The organism is Paenirhizobium cremeum, from assembly GCF_022884085.1.
Lineage (GTDB): Bacteria > Pseudomonadota > Alphaproteobacteria > Rhizobiales > Rhizobiaceae > Allorhizobium > Allorhizobium cremeum.
Genome location: NZ_JAGGCS010000001.1, coordinates 362864 through 379413 on the forward strand (window position 1 = coordinate 362864; position 16550 = coordinate 379413).

At 62.4% G+C, this 16550-nt stretch carries 12 protein-coding genes; all 12 read right to left on the bottom strand.

Annotation, left to right across the window (positions count from 1 at the left end; translation table 11 throughout):
- Positions 1-13: 13 nt before the first annotated feature.
- The 12 genes from J5N58_RS01805 to J5N58_RS01860 all read right to left on the bottom strand — a co-directional run bounded on the left by J5N58_RS01805 (position 14) and on the right by J5N58_RS01860 (position 16317).
- Positions 14-994 carry an NAD-dependent epimerase/dehydratase family protein gene (locus tag J5N58_RS01805; RefSeq protein ID WP_113443512.1) on the bottom strand — a complete coding sequence of 327 codons (981 nt, stop codon included), beginning with the start codon at positions 992-994 and terminating at the stop codon, positions 14-16.
- A 77-nt stretch (positions 995-1071) separates the two neighbouring features.
- Complete coding sequence (locus J5N58_RS01810; protein WP_425314446.1) at positions 1072-2403, bottom strand: glycosyltransferase family 4 protein; 1332 nt, start codon at positions 2401-2403, stop codon at positions 1072-1074.
- Between the two features lie 117 nt (positions 2404-2520).
- Positions 2521-4680, bottom strand: a complete 2160-nt coding sequence (ligA, locus tag J5N58_RS01815; protein WP_112828037.1) for an NAD-dependent DNA ligase LigA — start codon at positions 4678-4680, stop codon at positions 2521-2523.
- A gap of 65 nt (positions 4681-4745) precedes the next feature.
- Positions 4746-5549, bottom strand: coding sequence for an endonuclease/exonuclease/phosphatase family protein (locus J5N58_RS01820; protein WP_113339049.1), 804 nt, complete (start codon positions 5547-5549; stop codon positions 4746-4748).
- A gap of 178 nt (positions 5550-5727) precedes the next feature.
- Positions 5728-7176 carry a phospholipase D-like domain-containing protein gene (locus J5N58_RS01825; protein ID WP_112828035.1) on the bottom strand — a complete coding sequence of 483 codons (1449 nt, stop codon included), beginning with the start codon at positions 7174-7176 and terminating at the stop codon, positions 5728-5730.
- 69 nt (positions 7177-7245) lie between these two features.
- The gene (gene recN, locus J5N58_RS01830; protein WP_113443513.1) at positions 7246-8919 is read right to left on the bottom strand and encodes a DNA repair protein RecN; all 1674 of its coding nucleotides are present in this window, start codon (positions 8917-8919) and stop codon (positions 7246-7248) included.
- 32 nt (positions 8920-8951) lie between these two features.
- Positions 8952-9761 (bottom strand): outer membrane protein assembly factor BamD, encoded by an 810-nt coding sequence (locus J5N58_RS01835; protein ID WP_425314441.1) that lies wholly within the window; start codon positions 9759-9761, stop codon positions 8952-8954.
- Positions 9762-10078: 317 nt separating this feature from the next.
- Positions 10079-11032, bottom strand: coding sequence for a UDP-3-O-acyl-N-acetylglucosamine deacetylase (lpxC, locus tag J5N58_RS01840; protein ID WP_244709376.1), 954 nt, complete (start codon positions 11030-11032; stop codon positions 10079-10081).
- 265 nt (positions 11033-11297) lie between these two features.
- Positions 11298-13043 carry a cell division protein FtsZ gene (gene ftsZ, locus J5N58_RS01845; protein WP_244709378.1) on the bottom strand — a complete coding sequence of 582 codons (1746 nt, stop codon included), beginning with the start codon at positions 13041-13043 and terminating at the stop codon, positions 11298-11300.
- Between the two features lie 99 nt (positions 13044-13142).
- Positions 13143-14474 (bottom strand): cell division protein FtsA, encoded by a 1332-nt coding sequence (gene ftsA / locus J5N58_RS01850; protein ID WP_112828031.1) that lies wholly within the window; start codon positions 14472-14474, stop codon positions 13143-13145.
- A complete protein-coding gene (locus tag J5N58_RS01855; RefSeq protein WP_244709380.1) occupies positions 14471-15403 on the bottom strand; it encodes a cell division protein FtsQ/DivIB in 933 nt (310 codons plus the stop codon). Before J5N58_RS01855 ends, ftsA begins: the two co-directional genes overlap by 4 nt.
- The gene (locus J5N58_RS01860) at positions 15391-16317 is read right to left on the bottom strand and encodes a D-alanine--D-alanine ligase (protein ID WP_112828029.1); all 927 of its coding nucleotides are present in this window, start codon (positions 16315-16317) and stop codon (positions 15391-15393) included. Before J5N58_RS01860 ends, J5N58_RS01855 begins: the two co-directional genes overlap by 13 nt.
- Positions 16318-16550 lie beyond the last annotated feature (233 nt).

The following is a 16550-nucleotide window of genomic DNA, read 5'->3' on the forward strand; positions in this document are numbered from 1 at the left end:
CTTGCGTTCGGGCTCACGCTGCCTTTCCGGCGGCAAACCTCAGATGCTCCAGCATGCGCGCGATGCCATCCCTGAGGCCGATCGACGGTGAAAGTCCGTATTCGGACTGCAAGCCGGTATCGCCACAGCGAAAGAAGACGCCCTCCGGCTTGTCGGAAAGACCGGAAACCTTTGGCTGCCATCCGATCTGAAGTGCCACGTCCTCGGCCAGTGCGATGAACGAAGTGGCGACACCCGTCGACAGATTGAGGCTTGCCCCTGAAGGCAGCCGGTCAACGGTTCGCCAGATGAAATCCACGCAATCCGAGATATGGATGAAGTCCCGGCATTGCCGGCCGGAACCCCAGACGAACACCTCGTCCCGCCCTTTTTCTTCCATCAGCCGCTTGCATATCGCTGGAAAGGGATAGGCGAGATCCTGATCCTCGCCATAGCCGCTGAACGGGCGATAGGCGACTGCGCGCCCGCCATAGCGCTCGACATAGAGTTTCATCAGGAACTCGCCCGTAAGCTTCGCCCATCCGTAACTGAGATCCGGCACGCCGAGCCCATTTTCGAACGAAATCATGTCTTCGCGCAGCATGACATGTCCGGCCGGGCGCTGCAGCGCGACCGGATAGGCGGCACTGGAGCTGAAGAACACAACGCAGCCGGGTCGGGTTTCCGCCGCCCACTTCCACATCTGCGCGTCGATGGAGAGGTCCTCGGCAACGCAAAGCGCCTGCGTCTCCATCATGAGCCTTCCGCCGACCATTGCGGCAAGATGATAGACATAATCGAAACGCTCGGCAGAACGGGCGAAATAATCGCGACAATCCTGGGGGACGAAGGTGAAGTCGCCCTTCGGCGGAAAGGGCCAGCGCTCGGGGCGAAGGGCGCCGGTTGCCGGGGCAAGGCTGTCCACGCACACGACATCCATCCCCTCATCCAGAAGCCTGGTGCAGATATGACGTCCAACGAAACCGGCACCGCCGGTGACCAAAGCCCTTGCCATCGTTTCCCTGCCTCCCCGCTGCGCCTTCACAACTTTGCCTGATCCGCCTCACCCGGAGGCGCAGCATTGCCGATAGATCAGTGGATTGCCCGCATTGCCTCGGGCATGACGCCGGTCTCCTCCCCCGTCACATCCGCGAACACGCCCCCCTGATAGATCTCGATGAGCCGGCGCCGCCATTCGTCATCCGACGGGGCAATCCGCTTGCCATATTCATAGGCTCCCTCGCTCAGGCGGCGCACGAGGGTGGCGCTGTCCATCATCGCGATATTCTCGGCGAGCGATGCGGCATTGCCGCTCTCGAAGACCAGCCCGGCGCTGTTGCGCGCCACCTCGTCGGCGATCAGGGCATTGCTGCTGACGATCACCGGAATACCGCTCATCATCGCCTCGGCAGCCACCAGGCCATAGGGTTCCGGCATCCGCGAGGGCATGATGAAGAACCGTGCTCCGGAGGCGAGCCGATCGACCTCGCTGTCCTCCAGCCAGCCAGGCACGTAACAGTGAGGCAAGGCATTCTGGATCTCTTCGAGCAATGGCCCGCGCCCGATCAGGGTCGCGGTCCGGCCGCTTCTGTTCAGCGCTTCCGCCAGCGTGCGCACGCCTTTCTCCCAGGTCATGCGACCGAGAAACAGCGCCCGGTCGTTGTGCCAGGCTCTGACCGGCCCGGCGGTCAGCGGCTTGCAGGGAGTGCGCAGCGTCTGGAAATGCCGCAGCAGACCGCCCCCGAGATGTCTCTCCATGTTCTCATGGGCAAGGATCACCTCCACCCCGTTCCAGAACGCCTCTCCGGCGGAACGCTGGGTCAGCATTCGGCCGACGCGCCACAATTTGTGCAGGTAGCTGCGCTTGTCGCAATTGCTGGAAAGGCAGGACGGCGACATCGGTTCGTATTCACAGACCTCGCCGGTGCGGAAATTCAGGCGGCCGCCGTTCGGACAGGTGAGAAAGAAATCATGCGCGGTCACGATCACCCGGACGCGATGGCGGGCAAGGGCGTGAAAGATGGAAGGGGAAAGGATCTGGGACCAGCCGTGGACATGAACCACGGTCTCCTCGTCGCTTGCAGACAGCAAGCGGTCCAGCATGGCGTAGGCGCGGATATTGTAGTTCCGGTCAATGACGTCGCGCGCCCGGACGCCATCGCGCAGCGGCCTCTCTCCGAGGGCGACGACCGTCGCCTCGGGAAAGCGCGTCCGCACGCCTTCGCCGTCGTCTCCGACAAGGACCGTACAATTCATCCCGGCGGCTATACCCGCCTCGACGCATTGCATCGCGACCTTTGTCGCGCCTCCCAAAACAACCGACACATCATTTATCACAACAAGCCGCATAGCGCCGTGGTCCATTCGTCCGGAACCAAACGACGGGGGGTGTCTCGACGCCCCCAGGCTCCCCAGCCGGCCCATCGTTTTCAGCGTCAATTGACCTATATTTCGAGGGGGTAACGCAATTTATCCTTTTGAGTTATTCCACCTGTTTTTCCGGTCATGCGCAATGCGGAACGTGTGTCTACGCGGCGGGGTTCAACCGCCGATCAGGGCCAACCACTCGTCCTCGTCCATGACGGTCACGCCGAGCTCGCGGGCCTTGTCGAGCTTGGACCCGGCGCCGGGCCCGGCCACCACGTAGTCCGTCTTCTTCGAAACAGAACCCGCCACCTTTGCACCCAGACTCTCCGCCCTCGCCTTCGCTTCGTCGCGCGTGAACTTTTCGAGCGAGCCGGTGAAGACAACGGTCTTGCCGGCAACGGGGCTGCCGCTCGTGGCAGGCGCTTCCGCATCGAGCGGCCGAACCTCCTGCAGGAGCCGCTCGACGACCGTCATGTTGCGTGGCTCCTTGAAGAACTCGACGATCGAGGCGGCGACGACCTCGCCGATACCATCGATGGCATTGAGTTCGTTCCAGGCATCGCCATGCATCGGAGCCGCGGCCGTCATGCCCTCGGCAAAGGCAGAATAGGACCCGTAGGAACGGGCGAGAAGCTTGGCGGTGGTCTCGCCCACATGGCGAATACCGAGCGCGAAGATCAGCCTGTGAAGCGCGATCTCGCGGCGCGCATCGATGGCATCGAACAGCTTGCGCACGCTCACACGGCCGAAGCCTTCGATGTTTTCGAGCTTGGTAAGCGGTGAAGCCTCCTGCCGGCTGCGCAACGTGAAGATATCGGGCGCCGTGCGGATCTGGATCGCCGGGTCCTCGCTCTCGAAGAAGAAATCGACCTGCTTCGTCCCCAATCCCTCAATGTCGAAGGCATTGCGCGAGACGAAATGCTTTATGTGCTCCTTCGCCTGCGCAGAGCAGACGAAGCCACCGGTGCAGCGGGTAACGGAATCGAGCTTCCCGGTCTTCTCGTTCAGCTCGCGCACGGCATGGCTGCCGCAGACCGGACATGTCTTGGGGAAGGCATAAGGCACGGCCCCTACGGGCCTCTTTTCCGGCACGATGTCGAGGACCTGCGGAATAACGTCTCCCGCACGTTGGACGATGACGGTGTCGCCGATACGGATATCATGGTCGTCCGGACGGATGCGCTCGCCGGAATTGCCGATGCCCTTGATATAATCCTCATTGTGCAGCGTCGCGTTGGTCACCACGACGCCACCCACCGTAATCGGCTCCAGCCGGGCAACGGGCGTAAGCGCGCCGGTGCGTCCGACCTGGATCTCGATGTTCTCGACCGTGGTGAAGGCCTGCTCGGCCGGAAACTTGTGCGCCGTCGCCCACCGGGGCGAACGCGACCGGAAGCCCAGCCGCTCCTGCAGGTCCAGCCGGTCGACCTTGTAGACGACACCATCGATATCGTAGTCGAGATCGGCGCGCATCAGGCCGATCTCCCGGTAATGCGCAAGAATCTCCTCCGTCGAATGAAGCCGCCTCATCAGCGGATTGACCGGGAAACCCCACATGCGGAACATCTCGACCATGCCCATCTGCGTGTCGGCCGGCATGGCGGACATGTCGCCCCAGGCATAGGCGAAGAATTTCAGTTTGCGGCTCTCCGTCACCTTCGGGTCGAGCTGGCGAAGAGAACCGGAAGCCGTGTTGCGTGGATTGACGTAGGTCTGCTTGCCTTCTGCCTCCATCTGCGCGTTGAGCGCCAGGAAATCGCTCTTTGCCATGTAGACCTCGCCGCGCACCTCAACGACATCTGGCGCATCCGGCGGCAATTGGCGCGGGATTTCCCTGATGGTAAGAATATTTGCGGTGACATTCTCACCCGTGGTGCCGTCCCCGCGGGTTGCGGCCGTTACGAGCCGGCCGCCTTCGTAGCGGATCGACATGGAGAGACCGTCGATTTTCGGCTCGGCGGTGAACGCGATGGAATTGTCCGGCAGCCGCCCGAGGAAGCGGTAGACGGAAGCGATGAAATCGGCGACATCCTCGTCGGAAAAGGTGTTGTCGAGCGACAGCATCGGACGGGCATGGACGATCGGCGCAAAGGTCGCCAGCGGCGTGGCACCCACCCGCCTCGATGGGCTGTCGGCACGCACGAGTGCGGGAAAACGGGCCTCGATGGCATCGTTCCGCCGCTTCAGCGCATCGTAATCGGCGTCGGAAATCTCCGGCTGGTCCTTGCCGTGATAGAGAGCATCGTGGCGGGCGATTTCCGCAGACAGTCGCGCCAGTTCGGCAACGGCCTGCTCCTCGGTCAGATCAGCGACTGCGACGATATCCTTTGCCATGGCCATGCTCCGAAAATTGACGCCTTCGGTATTAGCCTAAATTGACGGAATGAAAAGCGGGGGCGTCACACCCCGTCGAGATCGAGCCGCGCGGTCAGCGGCAGGTGGTCAGACGCCAGACGGGCAAGCGGCGTGTCGTGCACGGCAAGCTCGGCAATGAGGCCGGCGCGATTCGCCATGATCCGGTCAAGGGAAAGCACCGGCAGCCGGGCGGGAAAACTCGGGATCGCCGGCGGCAGCGGACCGAACACCGATTCGAGGCGGGTGAGCGCCGAACCCGGGCCAAGCCGCCATTCGTTGAAATCGCCCATCAGCAGGGTCGGCCGCTCCTCCCGGCCGTCCATGATATCGAGGATGACGTCCGCCTGCTGGCGGCGCGCCCAGCGCAGAAGGCCGAGATGCGCGGCAATCACCCGCAATCCCTCGCCCCGCGCGAGATCGATCTCCGCGACGAGCGCGCCCCGCGGCTCCAGCCCCGGCAGCGCCACCTGATGCACGTCCCGGACCACCCCCTCCTTGAACAGCAGCACATTGCCGCGCCAGCCATGGGATTTCGGTTTCGACAGGACCGGGACAGGCATCAGACCCGTCTCCAGCCGAAGCCGCGGCAGATCGAGAAGGCCAGACCTTTCGCCGAAACGCTGGTCGGCCTCCTGCAGCGCGATCACGTCCGGGTCAATCTCGCTGATAACCTCGATGATCCGCTCGGGATTGAAGCGTCCGTCGGTGCCGACGCATTTGTGAACGTTGTAGGAGGCGACCACCAGCGACCCGTCCCGCGCGTCGAAAGGCCGAACAACCGCCCGGTTTGCGCGATTGCGGATCGAAGCGAGCATTGTCCTGGCGAGATTGCCTTTGGTCTTCGTCATCTCGTTACCATGCGACTGTCGGGCACGATGCCCGGTCCTGCCTGACCGAGGCGACCGGACGTTGGCACCGTTGCCCGGCGCTTACGGCCCCAATGTGAAATGCGGGATACCGCACCGCAACAGCAAATACACGGCAGCGGCAAATTTCCGCAGTTTTTCAGAACCTCCGACATCTGCCTCAGAGATAGGGAGAACCGAGCCAGAGAATACGATCGAAGAAACGCAGCAGGAACGGTCGTGATCCCAGGACTTCGAAGGAAAGTGATTCCGCGCCGTCCAGCGCCGCATCGATACGGGCATTGATGGCTGCGGCAAAGTCCCGATCGAAGACCTCCATGTCGATCTCGAAGTTCAACCGCAGGGAGCGCGAATCGAGATTCGAGGAACCGATGAAGGACCATTGGCCGTCCACCGTCAGCAGTTTCGAATGGTCGAACGGCCCCGGAGCACGATAGATTCGACAGCCGTCCTTGAGGATCTGCCCGAACTGCGAGGTCATCGCATGACTGACGATCGCCAGATTGTTCTGTGAAGGCACGACGATTTCGACCAACACGCCGCGCCGCGCCGCCGTGACGAGAGCCGCAAGCAGGATGTTATCAGGCAGAAAATAGGGCGACATAATGCGGATCGATTTTTCCGCGACGGAAAAGGCGCCCATCAGGATCTTGTGATTGGTTTCGATGTGGCTGTCCGGACCGGATATCACGGTCCGCGCGAAAGCCGGTCCACCCGGCACGGCATCATCGACCGCCAACTGCCACGCGACGCCCGTCAGCACCTCGCCAGTCTCGAAGTGCAGGTCTTCCGCCGCCACGGCGAAGATGTCAGACACGATCGGCCCCGTGACCCTGAAATGGGTGTCGCGCGCGGCATCCTCGCCATCGAAGGCGGCACGGATATTCATGCCGCCCATGAAGGCGACCTTGCCGTCGACCACCATGATCTTGCGGTGGGTGCGCAGGTTCGCATAGGGCAGCCGCATGCCGACGATGACCTTGCCGTTGAACGCGGCGACGGGAACTCCGCGCTCCCTGAGGTAACCGAGGATACTCGGGACGCTGTAACGGGCGCCGACGGCGTCGACCAGCACCCGAACCTCGACACCGCGCCCGACCGCTGCCGCAAGACAATCGGCGACCCGTTTCCCGATCCGGTCACGGTCGAAGATATAGGTCTCCAGGATGACGCTCCTCTCGGCCCCGTCGATCGCCGCGCAGAGCGCCGCGTAAGTCTCGCGGCCTGAGCCCAGAACTTCGATCCGATTGCCGGACAGGAGCGCATGATGGCCGACGGTATCGCCAAGCGATTTCAGCGCCCCCATGCGGCTACCGAAATCCCGGGTGATGGCCTCGCGCGGCACGCCGTATTCGGAAAGCCGCTTCCAGAGTTCCTCGAAACGCCGCGTGCGGCGAGAAATCAGCGATTTGCGGCGCACCCGGTTGATGCCGGCGACCGCATAGATCAGCGTTCCGATCAGAGGAGAAAGAAGGATAATGCCAACCCAGCCGATGGCTGAGCGGACATCCCGCTTGGTCATCGCGGCATGCACGGCGGCCACCGTCCCCAGCACAATGGAAAGAACGGCAAGGATTTCAGCCCAGTAGGTCGCAAAAACGCCTGTCATCGTGCCCCGAGGGAAACAGGTTTCGGCAGATAAAGCAATCTGCGCCTTGCATCGGAACAGATCAGGCCGTCAGCCCTCGCCAGCAAGAAGCTTGGCGGCAGCGGCCCTTGCCTCGTCCGTGATCGAGGCACCTGCCAGCATGCGGGCAATCTCCTCCCGGCGCCGCTCCGGCTCCATGGTCGCAACCCGCGTGGCGATCTTGTCGCCCGCCTCACCGGTCGGCCCCTTGGAGATCAGCAGATGGGTCCCGGCACGTGCAGCAACCTGCGGCGCATGCGTGACGGAAAGAACCTGCACCTTTGCCGAAAGCCGTTTCAGCCGTTGACCGATGGCATCGGCAACCGCGCCGCCGACGCCCGTATCGATCTCGTCGAAGACCAGGGTCGGCGCCGAACCGCGATCGGCAAGCGCCACCTTCAGCGCCAGCAGGAAGCGAGAGAGTTCGCCGCCCGAGGCAACCTTCATGATCGGTCCGGGCCTGGTTCCGGGGTTCGTCTGGACGTGGAACTCGACGGTATCGATCCCCTCGGCGGTCGCAGCAGCGGCATCGGTCGCGACTTCCACCATGAAACGGGCGCGCTCCAGCTTCAGCGCCGGCAACTCCGCCATCACCGCCTCGGAAAGCGCCGATGCGGCGTTGCGGCGCTTGTCGGACAAGGCGACCGCGAGATGATCGTAATGCGCCCGCGCCGCCGCCACGGCGGCCTCAAGCTCGCCGAGGCGCTCCTCGCCGGCATCCAGTTCGGCAAGGTCGCCTACCATCTTTTCCGCCAGCGCCGGCAGGTCAGCAACGGATACCGAATATTTCCGGCCCGCGGCCCTCAGGGCGAAAAGCCTTTCTTCGACACGCTCCAGTTCATGGGGATCGAATTCGGTACGTCTAAGCGCAGCCTCGACCTCCATCTGAGCGTTGGAAAGGTGATCGAGCGCAGCGTCGAGCAATTGAACCGTGTCTTCCAGAAGGCCCGGCGCTTCATGGCTCTTGCGCTCCAGCCTGCGGACCAGAGATGCGATCAGCGGTACGGGAGAGGCATGGCCGTTCAGGAACTCGGACGCTTCCGAGATGTCGCTGGCGATTCGCTCGGACTTCTGCATGATCGTGCGGCGTTCGGCGAGCGCGTCCTCCTCGCCATCCACCGGGGCAAGCTTTTCGAGTTCCTCGACAGAAGCCCGCAAGTAATCCGCCTCGCGGGCGGCGGCCTCGACACGAGCCCGGTGCGCCTTCAGCACCCGGTCCGCCTCGCGCCAACGACGATAGGCGTCGCCAAGGGTGACGACATCGTCGGAAAGCCCGGCAAAGGCATCGAGCAGCATCCGGTGCGCATCGGTGTCGACCAACGCCCGGTCGTCATGCTGTCCGTGGATTTCGACGAGCAACTGCCCCGCCTGCCGCATCAGCTGCACGGAAACCGGCTGGTCGTTTATGTAGGCGCGCGTACGACCGTCCGCCGACTGGATACGCCGAAAGATGAGATCGCCGTCATCGTCCACGCCATTGCCGCGCAGGAGCGTTCGGGCGGGATGATCGCCCTCGACGTCGAAGACGGCGGTGACCTGCCCCTTCTCCTCGCCATGGCGCACCAGGGAGCCATCGCCGCGCCCGCCGAGCGCAAGCGAAAGACTGTCGAGCAGGATGGACTTGCCGGCGCCGGTCTCGCCGGTCAGAACCGACAGCCCCGCCTCGAAGGCAAGATCCAGCCGCTCGATCAGAACGATATCGCGGATCGACAACTGGACCAGCATGGATGCCTCATCTCACCTGGATGGCGGGTGTCTCAGCTCCCGAGCAGGAGCTTCTTGCCGGCGCGCGAAATCCACGAGCCCGCGTTCTCGCGCGGTTCCAGACCGCCGCTCTGCAGCAGCTTGTAGGAATCGGCGTACCACTGGCTGTCCGGATAGTTGTGGCCAAGAACGGCCGCGGCGGTCTGCGCTTCCTGCACGACGCCCATCGCGTAATAGGCCTCGACGAGGCGCGCCAGCGCTTCCTCGATCTGGTTCGTGTTCGGATATTTTTCGACGACCGTACGGAAACGGGAGATCGAGGCCAGATATTCCTTGCGCTCGAGATAATAACGGCCGACCTGCATCTCCTTGCCGGCGAGCTGGTCGCGCGCGAAGCGGATCTTCGCCTGCGCATCGTCGACATATTCCGAATCGGGATACTGGTCGACGACCTTCTGCATCGCCTCGATGGTCTTCACCGAATTCTTCTGGTCCTGTGTGACGTTGGAAATCTGTTTCCAGTAGGACAGACCGACGAGATACTGCACGTAGGCGGCGTCATCGGACTTCGGATAGAGATTGAGATAGCGGTTGCCCGTCGATACCGCTTCGGTGTAGCGGGCCAGACGGTATTTCACGAAGGTGCTCATCACCAGCGACTTGCGGGCGGGCTCTGAGAACGGATGCTGTGCATCGACGGCGTCGAACTTGCGCGACGCTTCGGCCATATTGCCGGCCTTGATGTTGGCAAGGCCCTGATTGTAGAGGGTTTCCGGCGGATCGGTATCGACGCCGAGCTTGGTGATGTCGATATCGGGATCGGACTGGCAGGCGGCGAGCAACCCGCCGGATACAGTCATCATCACACAAATGCTGGCAATACGTGCTGCTTTCTTCACAGTGACCGACCTTAAATGACTCATTCGACAGATCCCGATTGCAGCGCCGTTTGAAAAGCCGTCGCTTTCAAATGGCGTTTCTAGCCACAAAAGCGGCGGGAGAGCAACGCAATGATCGCGATTTAACGCATTTTTGTGGCGATCCAGAAGGAAAACCCGGAATTGGTCCGCAACCTTCGACCGGAGCGACCGGCAAGCGCTGAATACGTATCGTCCCGCCCTCGGGAGAAGGCGGGACAAAACGACGAAACCCTTGTGAAATCGAGGAAAGCTGCGCCCTCTCAGGCAGACCAGGGAGCAAATTCCGGAACATTGACGGCGACGAATTCACGCGCCCTCGCCTGCTGGCTGCGGGCCGGAGCCTCGACCACTTCGTAAGCGTCGCGTTTCTCCAGAAGAGCCTTCAATGCATTGGCGTTGAGCTTGTGGCCGCCGCGATAGGAACGGTAGCAGCCGATGAACTGCGCACCGGCAAGAGCAAGGTCGCCAACGGCGTCGAGCGTCTTGTGGCGCACGAACTCGTCCGCGTAGCGAAGCCCCTCGACATTGATGACGGTATCGTCGTCAGAAATGACCACCGAGTTTTCCAGCGAGGAGCCAAGCGCAAAGCCGGCAGCCCAGAGACGCTCCACATCCCGCATGAAACCGAAGGTCCGGGCCCGCGACAATTCGCTCTTGAAGGTCGCAGCCGTCAGGTCGCCCTGCCAGCTCTGCCGACCGATCAACGGCGACGTAAAATCGATCTCGACCTCGAAACGGGTCCCGTCATACGGACGGAACTCCGCCCAAGAAGCACCGGCTTCGATACGAACCGGCTTGGTGACCCGGATATAGCGGCGCTTGACGCCGAGATTGCTGATGCCGACCTGCTCGATCGCCTCGATGAAAACTTCGGAGCTGCCGTCCATAATCGGCATTTCCGCACCGTCGACCTCGATCACGAGATTGTCGATGCCGAGCGCGTAGATGGCCGCCATGACATGTTCGATGGTTGCGACCGAGCGGGCCGGCGAGGTGCCGAGCACCGTGCAAAGATCGGTATTGCCGACCTGCGAGGAAACCGCCTTGTATTCGGCCTGCGTACCGTCTTCGAACAACCGCACGAAGACGATGCCGGTGCCGGCTTCCGCAGGCTGAAGATTGATTGTCACCGACCGCCCGGAATGCACACCGATGCCCGTCAGGCTAAGCGGTGCCGCGATGGTCGTCTGAAATCCGAGCAATGCGATTGCCATGAATACTGCCTCTGTCTTCCGGCCGTCGGCGCCTTGGCGCGACTGGTCTTTCATTCTCCGGACAAGCCGCCCCACGGCGCACCCTGTCCACGTGTCGATCCTTTCATACGGCGGGCTCGCCGACATTCCAAATCACTGTTCGTTTCCGATTGTTACGATCCAATGAGTTTGAAAACAAAAGACAATTTACACCGCGAACTGCAGCCTGAAACAAAGGAAGCCCGGGCTCTCGCCCGGGCTCCGAATTCGCTTCGTAAGGCCGCCCTTAATTCGACTGGCGACGCAGGAAGGCCGGGATTTCCAGCTCGTCGTCACCGCCATGGTCAGCACGCGCGGCCGGCACCTGCCGACCCTGGTCGTCGAGCTGACCGCGGCGCGGAGCATAAAGGCTCGCCTCGGCCGACAGCGGACGACGCTGAGGCTGTGCGACCGGAGCAGGCGCCGGAACGTCGGCGGCAACCTGCTCGCCTTCCTGATGGCCGACAAGCGAATTGGTGATTCGCTTCAGCAGGCCCATCGGACCGCGCTCGTCGTGAGCGGCCGGCGCGGCACGCTGGTCCATCTCGGCGCGGACGACCGGCGGGAAATCCTCGACCTTCGGCATGCGGACCTGCTCGACCGTCTGGCGGGCGACCGGAACAACCGGCTCGTGACGGAGCGGAGCGGAAGCCATCGGCTGCGGGGCCGGTGCAGCCATCGGAGCGACCGGGCGGCTCACCATCGGGGCAGGCATCGGTTCCGCCATGCGCGGAGCCGGTGCGGGTTCCGCAACCGGGGTTGCGAACAGGCGGCTGGCCGGACGGAATTCCGGTTCGGCAACCGGCTGCTGAACCGGTGTGGCTGCAGCCTGGCGGGCGACGGCGATTTCAAGTTCACGCTCCATTTCGGCTTCAGCCGAGCGGATGGTTTCGGCGACCGGGTCAACGGTCTTGGGTGCCTGCGCCATTGCAGGCTGATATGCGGCCGGAGCCGGAGCAACGGCCGCGGAAGGACGCATAACGGGCTTGGAAAGCGGTGCAGCTTCGAAGCCCTTGGAAGCGAGGGCAGCACGGTCGATGCCGGTCGCAACGACCGAAACGCGGATGATGCCTTCCAGCGCTTCGTCGAAGGTCGCGCCGAGGATGATGTTCGCATCCGGATCGACTTCCTCGCGGATACGGGTCGCGGCTTCGTCGACTTCGAAGAGCGTGAGGTCGCGGCCACCGGTGATGGAGATCAGGAGGCCCTGAGCGCCCTTCATCGAGGTTTCGTCCAGCAGCGGGTTGGCGATTGCTGCCTCCGCGGCCTGCATCGCGCGGCCCTGGCCCGAAGCCTCGCCTGTACCCATCATTGCACGGCCCATTTCGCGCATGACCGAGCGGACGTCGGCGAAGTCGAGGTTGATGAGACCTTCCTTCACCATCAGGTCGGTAATGCATGCAACGCCGGAGTAGAGCACCTGGTCGGCCATCGCGAAGGCGTCGGCGAAGGTGGTCTTGTCGTTGGCGATGCGGAAGAGGTTCTGGTTCGGAATGACGATCAGGGTGTCGACGGACTTCTGAAGTTCCTCGATGCCCTGTTCGGCGAGCCGCATGCGGCGGGCGCCTTCGAAGTGGAACGGCTTGGTGACCACTCCGACCGTCAGGATGCCCTTGTTGCGGGCTGCCTGTGCGACGACCGGGGCTGCACCGGTACCCGTGCCGCCGCCCATGCCGGCGGTGACGAAGCACATGTGCGTACCGTTCAGGTGATCGATGATCTCATCGATGCACTCTTCGGCGGCAGCGCGGCCGACTTCCGGCTGCGAACCGGCGCCGAGGCCTTCCGTAACGTTGACGCCGAGCTGGATGATGCGCTCCGCCTTCGTCATGGTCAGCGCCTGGGCATCCGTGTTGGCGACGACGAAGTCGACGCCCTGTAGGCCCGCGGTAATCATGTTGTTGACGGCGTTGCCGCCGCCGCCCCCGACACCGAACACGGTGATCCTGGGCTTCAGCTCGGTAATGTCTGGCTTCTGCAGCTTGATGGTCATGGTACCAGTTCCTTCTCTTTCCGGCCGCATCGCCACGCCGGCCATGTCATTTCAACTCTTTCGCCCGGCGGCCCGCCTTGCGGGACCGACGGACTGAACTCAAAAACTCTCTTTCAGCCATTGGCCCATGCGGGCGATACGGCTGTTGCCGTTACCGAAGGGCGAGAACAATCCCGCCTGCCCGGCATGGGTCTCCTGATCTGCAACTTGCGGATAAATCATCAATCCGACAGCGGTCGAAAAAGCGGGACCCTTGGCCGCGGCCGGGAGGCCGGCGACACCCATTGGGCGCCCGATTCGCACGTTGCGGGCAAGGATGCGGCGCGCAGCTTCGGGAAGGCCCGTCAGCTGGCTTGCGCCACCCGTCAAAACGACTCGCTTGCCGACAACCGGCGAGAAGCCCGACTTCTGAATCCGATCACGCAGAAGTTCAAGAGTCTCTTCGATGCGGGCGCGAATAATCCGCGTCAGCAGCGCCTTCGGCACCTGGGTCGGCTGATCGCGATCATCCTCGCCGATCGGCGGAATGGAAAGCACATCACGCTCGTCGGCGCCGTTCGCAAGGGCGGAACCATGGACCACCTTGAGACGTTCGGCGTCTTCGATCCGGGTCGACAGACCGCGCGCAACGTCGGTGGTGACGTGATGGCCACCGAGCGCGATCGCATCGGTATGGATCAGCTTGCCCTCGGCGAAGACGGAGATCGTCGTCATGCCGCCACCCATGTCGATGGCGGCGCAGCCAAGTTCGACCTCATCGTCGACCAGGGCAGCAAGACCGCTCGCATAAGGCGTTGCAACAACGCCCTCGACCGTCAGGTGAGCGCGGTTGATGCAAAGTTCGAGGTTCCGAAGCGCGGCGCGCTCCGCCGTCACGACATGCATGTCGACCCCGAGCGCGTCGCCATACATGCCGAGCGGATCGCGGATTCCACGTTCGCCATCCAGCGAGAAACCCGTCGGCAGAGAATGCAGCACGGCCCGGTCCGAACCCTGCGACTGCTGGCCGGCGGCAACGAGAACCTTGCGCAGGTCGCCCGATTCGACTTCCTGTCCACCGAGGTCGATGGTTGCCGTATAAACGTCCGAACCGATGCGGCCGGCAGAAACGTTGACGATCAGGCTTTCGACGGTCAGCCCGGCCATGCGCTCGGCAGCGTCCACCGCCAGGCGAACGACGTTTTCGACGGCATCGAGATCGGCGATCACCCCGGATTTGACGCCGCGAGAGCGCTGGTGACCGATACCGATGATTTCGACGTTATGCGTGCGACCGGGCAGGACAGAGCTTTCCTTGCGCGGGGTGAGCCGGCCGATCATGCAGACGACCTTGCTGGAGCCGATATCCAGTACCGAGACCACATGGGTACGCTTCGAAGAGAGCGGCTTGATGCGCGGGAGACCGAAATGGGAGCTTCCGAACAGATTCATATGTTCTGCCCCGCCTTCTTGAGTGCCTTGCGACGTTCCTCGACCGCCGCCAACCGGCGCTCCTGCGCCTCCGGCGTCAGCTGAACGGTTGTGCGATCGGGCAGCCGCAAATCGACGGCCGCTATATCACGGGAGAGAATCTGCTGTTCCGCATCGAGACGGGAAAGCCGGGCGAGAGCGTCTGAAACCCCTTCTTCCGGAAGCTTCACCACGACACCGTTGTCGAGGTGGATATCCCAGCGGCGACCGGCAACGCGGACATAGGCTTTGATCCGCGAGGCAACCTCGGGAAACCTGGCGAACTCCTTCTCGACTTCGGAAGCAGCCGTCTCGGCATCACGCCCCACGAAAAGCGGCAGGCTTGCAAACTTGTTGTCGCGCAGCGGCGCAATCACGCTGCCGGACTTCTCGATCAGGGAAAGCTCCGTGCCATGCTGCCAGATTCCGTAGGCCTTGCGCTCGCGAAGAGCGACCTCGACGCGGGACGGATACACCTTGCGAACCTCTGCCGATTCGACCCAGGGCAACTCGGTGAGCGACTGACGAGCCGCCGCAATATCGAGACCGAGAAGACTCGTCGAACCATCGAGACCAAGAAGCTGAAGAATGTCGATCTCCGAGGTCTGCTCGTTGCCGGAAACCTTTACATCCTCGATCGCAAAACCCGCAAACGACGTGATCGCCTGATTGACCGCAGGACCATGCCCGCCGACAACCACACCGTAAACAACAATGGCAGAGTAAAAACCAACGAGAGAAACCTTGCCCGTATGGGCCGGGATTGCGATTCGCCCCGAGCAGAGGCTGACGACAAAGCGCACGACGCGCCGCAACGGACGCGGCAAAACCACACCTTCCGCGGAAGCCGCAGAGGCATGCGCGGCATGCGTCGCAAACTCCCCTGACCTATCGCCCCTTACCGCAAACAAGACGCGTCCTCCACCATCCACCGGACAAATTCACCGAAGCCCATACCCATATGAGCAGCCATTTCAGGCACCAGCGACGTCGGAGTCATCCCAGGCTGGGTATTAATCTCCAGCCAGATGAGCTCACCGTCTTCGGAAAGGCGATCATCGAAACGAAAATCGGATCGACTAACCCCTCGGCACCCGATTGCTTGATGCGCCTTAAGTGCCAATGATTGTATTTTTTGGTAAATTTTCGGTGAAATTTCTGCAGGAAGCACGTGCCGCGAACCACCGGCGACATATTTGGAATCGTAATCGTAGAAGCTATGCCCCTGCGGCACGATCTCCGTCACACCAAGCGGCCTGTCGCCCATGACGCCACAGGTTAGCTCGCGCCCCGCAACGTAGTGCTCGACCATGACCCGATCGCCATAGCGCCACTCACTGGACTGCAACGATTGGGGTGGATGCGCCATATCCTCGCGGACGATGACGACGCCGAAGCTGGAACCTTCGCGAACCGGCTTCACCACATAGGGCGGAGCAATCGGATGTACCGTCCCGATGTCGAAGCGCATCATCACCTTCGCCTCGGCAACCGGAATTCCGGCATTGGCCGCAACGATCTTCGCCTGAGCCTTGTCCATGGCCAGCGCCGAGGCCAGAACGCCCGAATGCGTATAGGGGATCTGCAGGTATTCGAGAACGCCCTGAATGGTGCCATCCTCACCGAAAGGGCCATGCAGCGCATTGAAAGCGACATCCGGACGAAGATCGGAAAGCACCTGACCGATATCGCGTCCGACATCGACGCGGGTCACACGGTAGCCGACGGATTCGAGCGCCTCCGCACAGGCAGCCCCGGAAGAAAGGCTGACCGGCCTCTCCGAGGAAAGGCCACCCATCAGGACGGCTACATGCTTGCCACTCATCAACGCCCCCGCAGGAAAAAATAAAACATACTGATCGACCTCAAGCCGGAAGCGGACTCAGATGACGGCCGCCTCGACCGTTGTCTTAGTAAAACGACATTAAGGTTAATGAAGCGTTTACTTTCGTTAACCGCCCGGCTTCAAACGGCCCGATTTTAACGAAAAATCCGACGCTCCTGCATTTCGAGCACCAGCTTTTTTCACACACGCCGGATCGGTTCCGACCGCAAGAA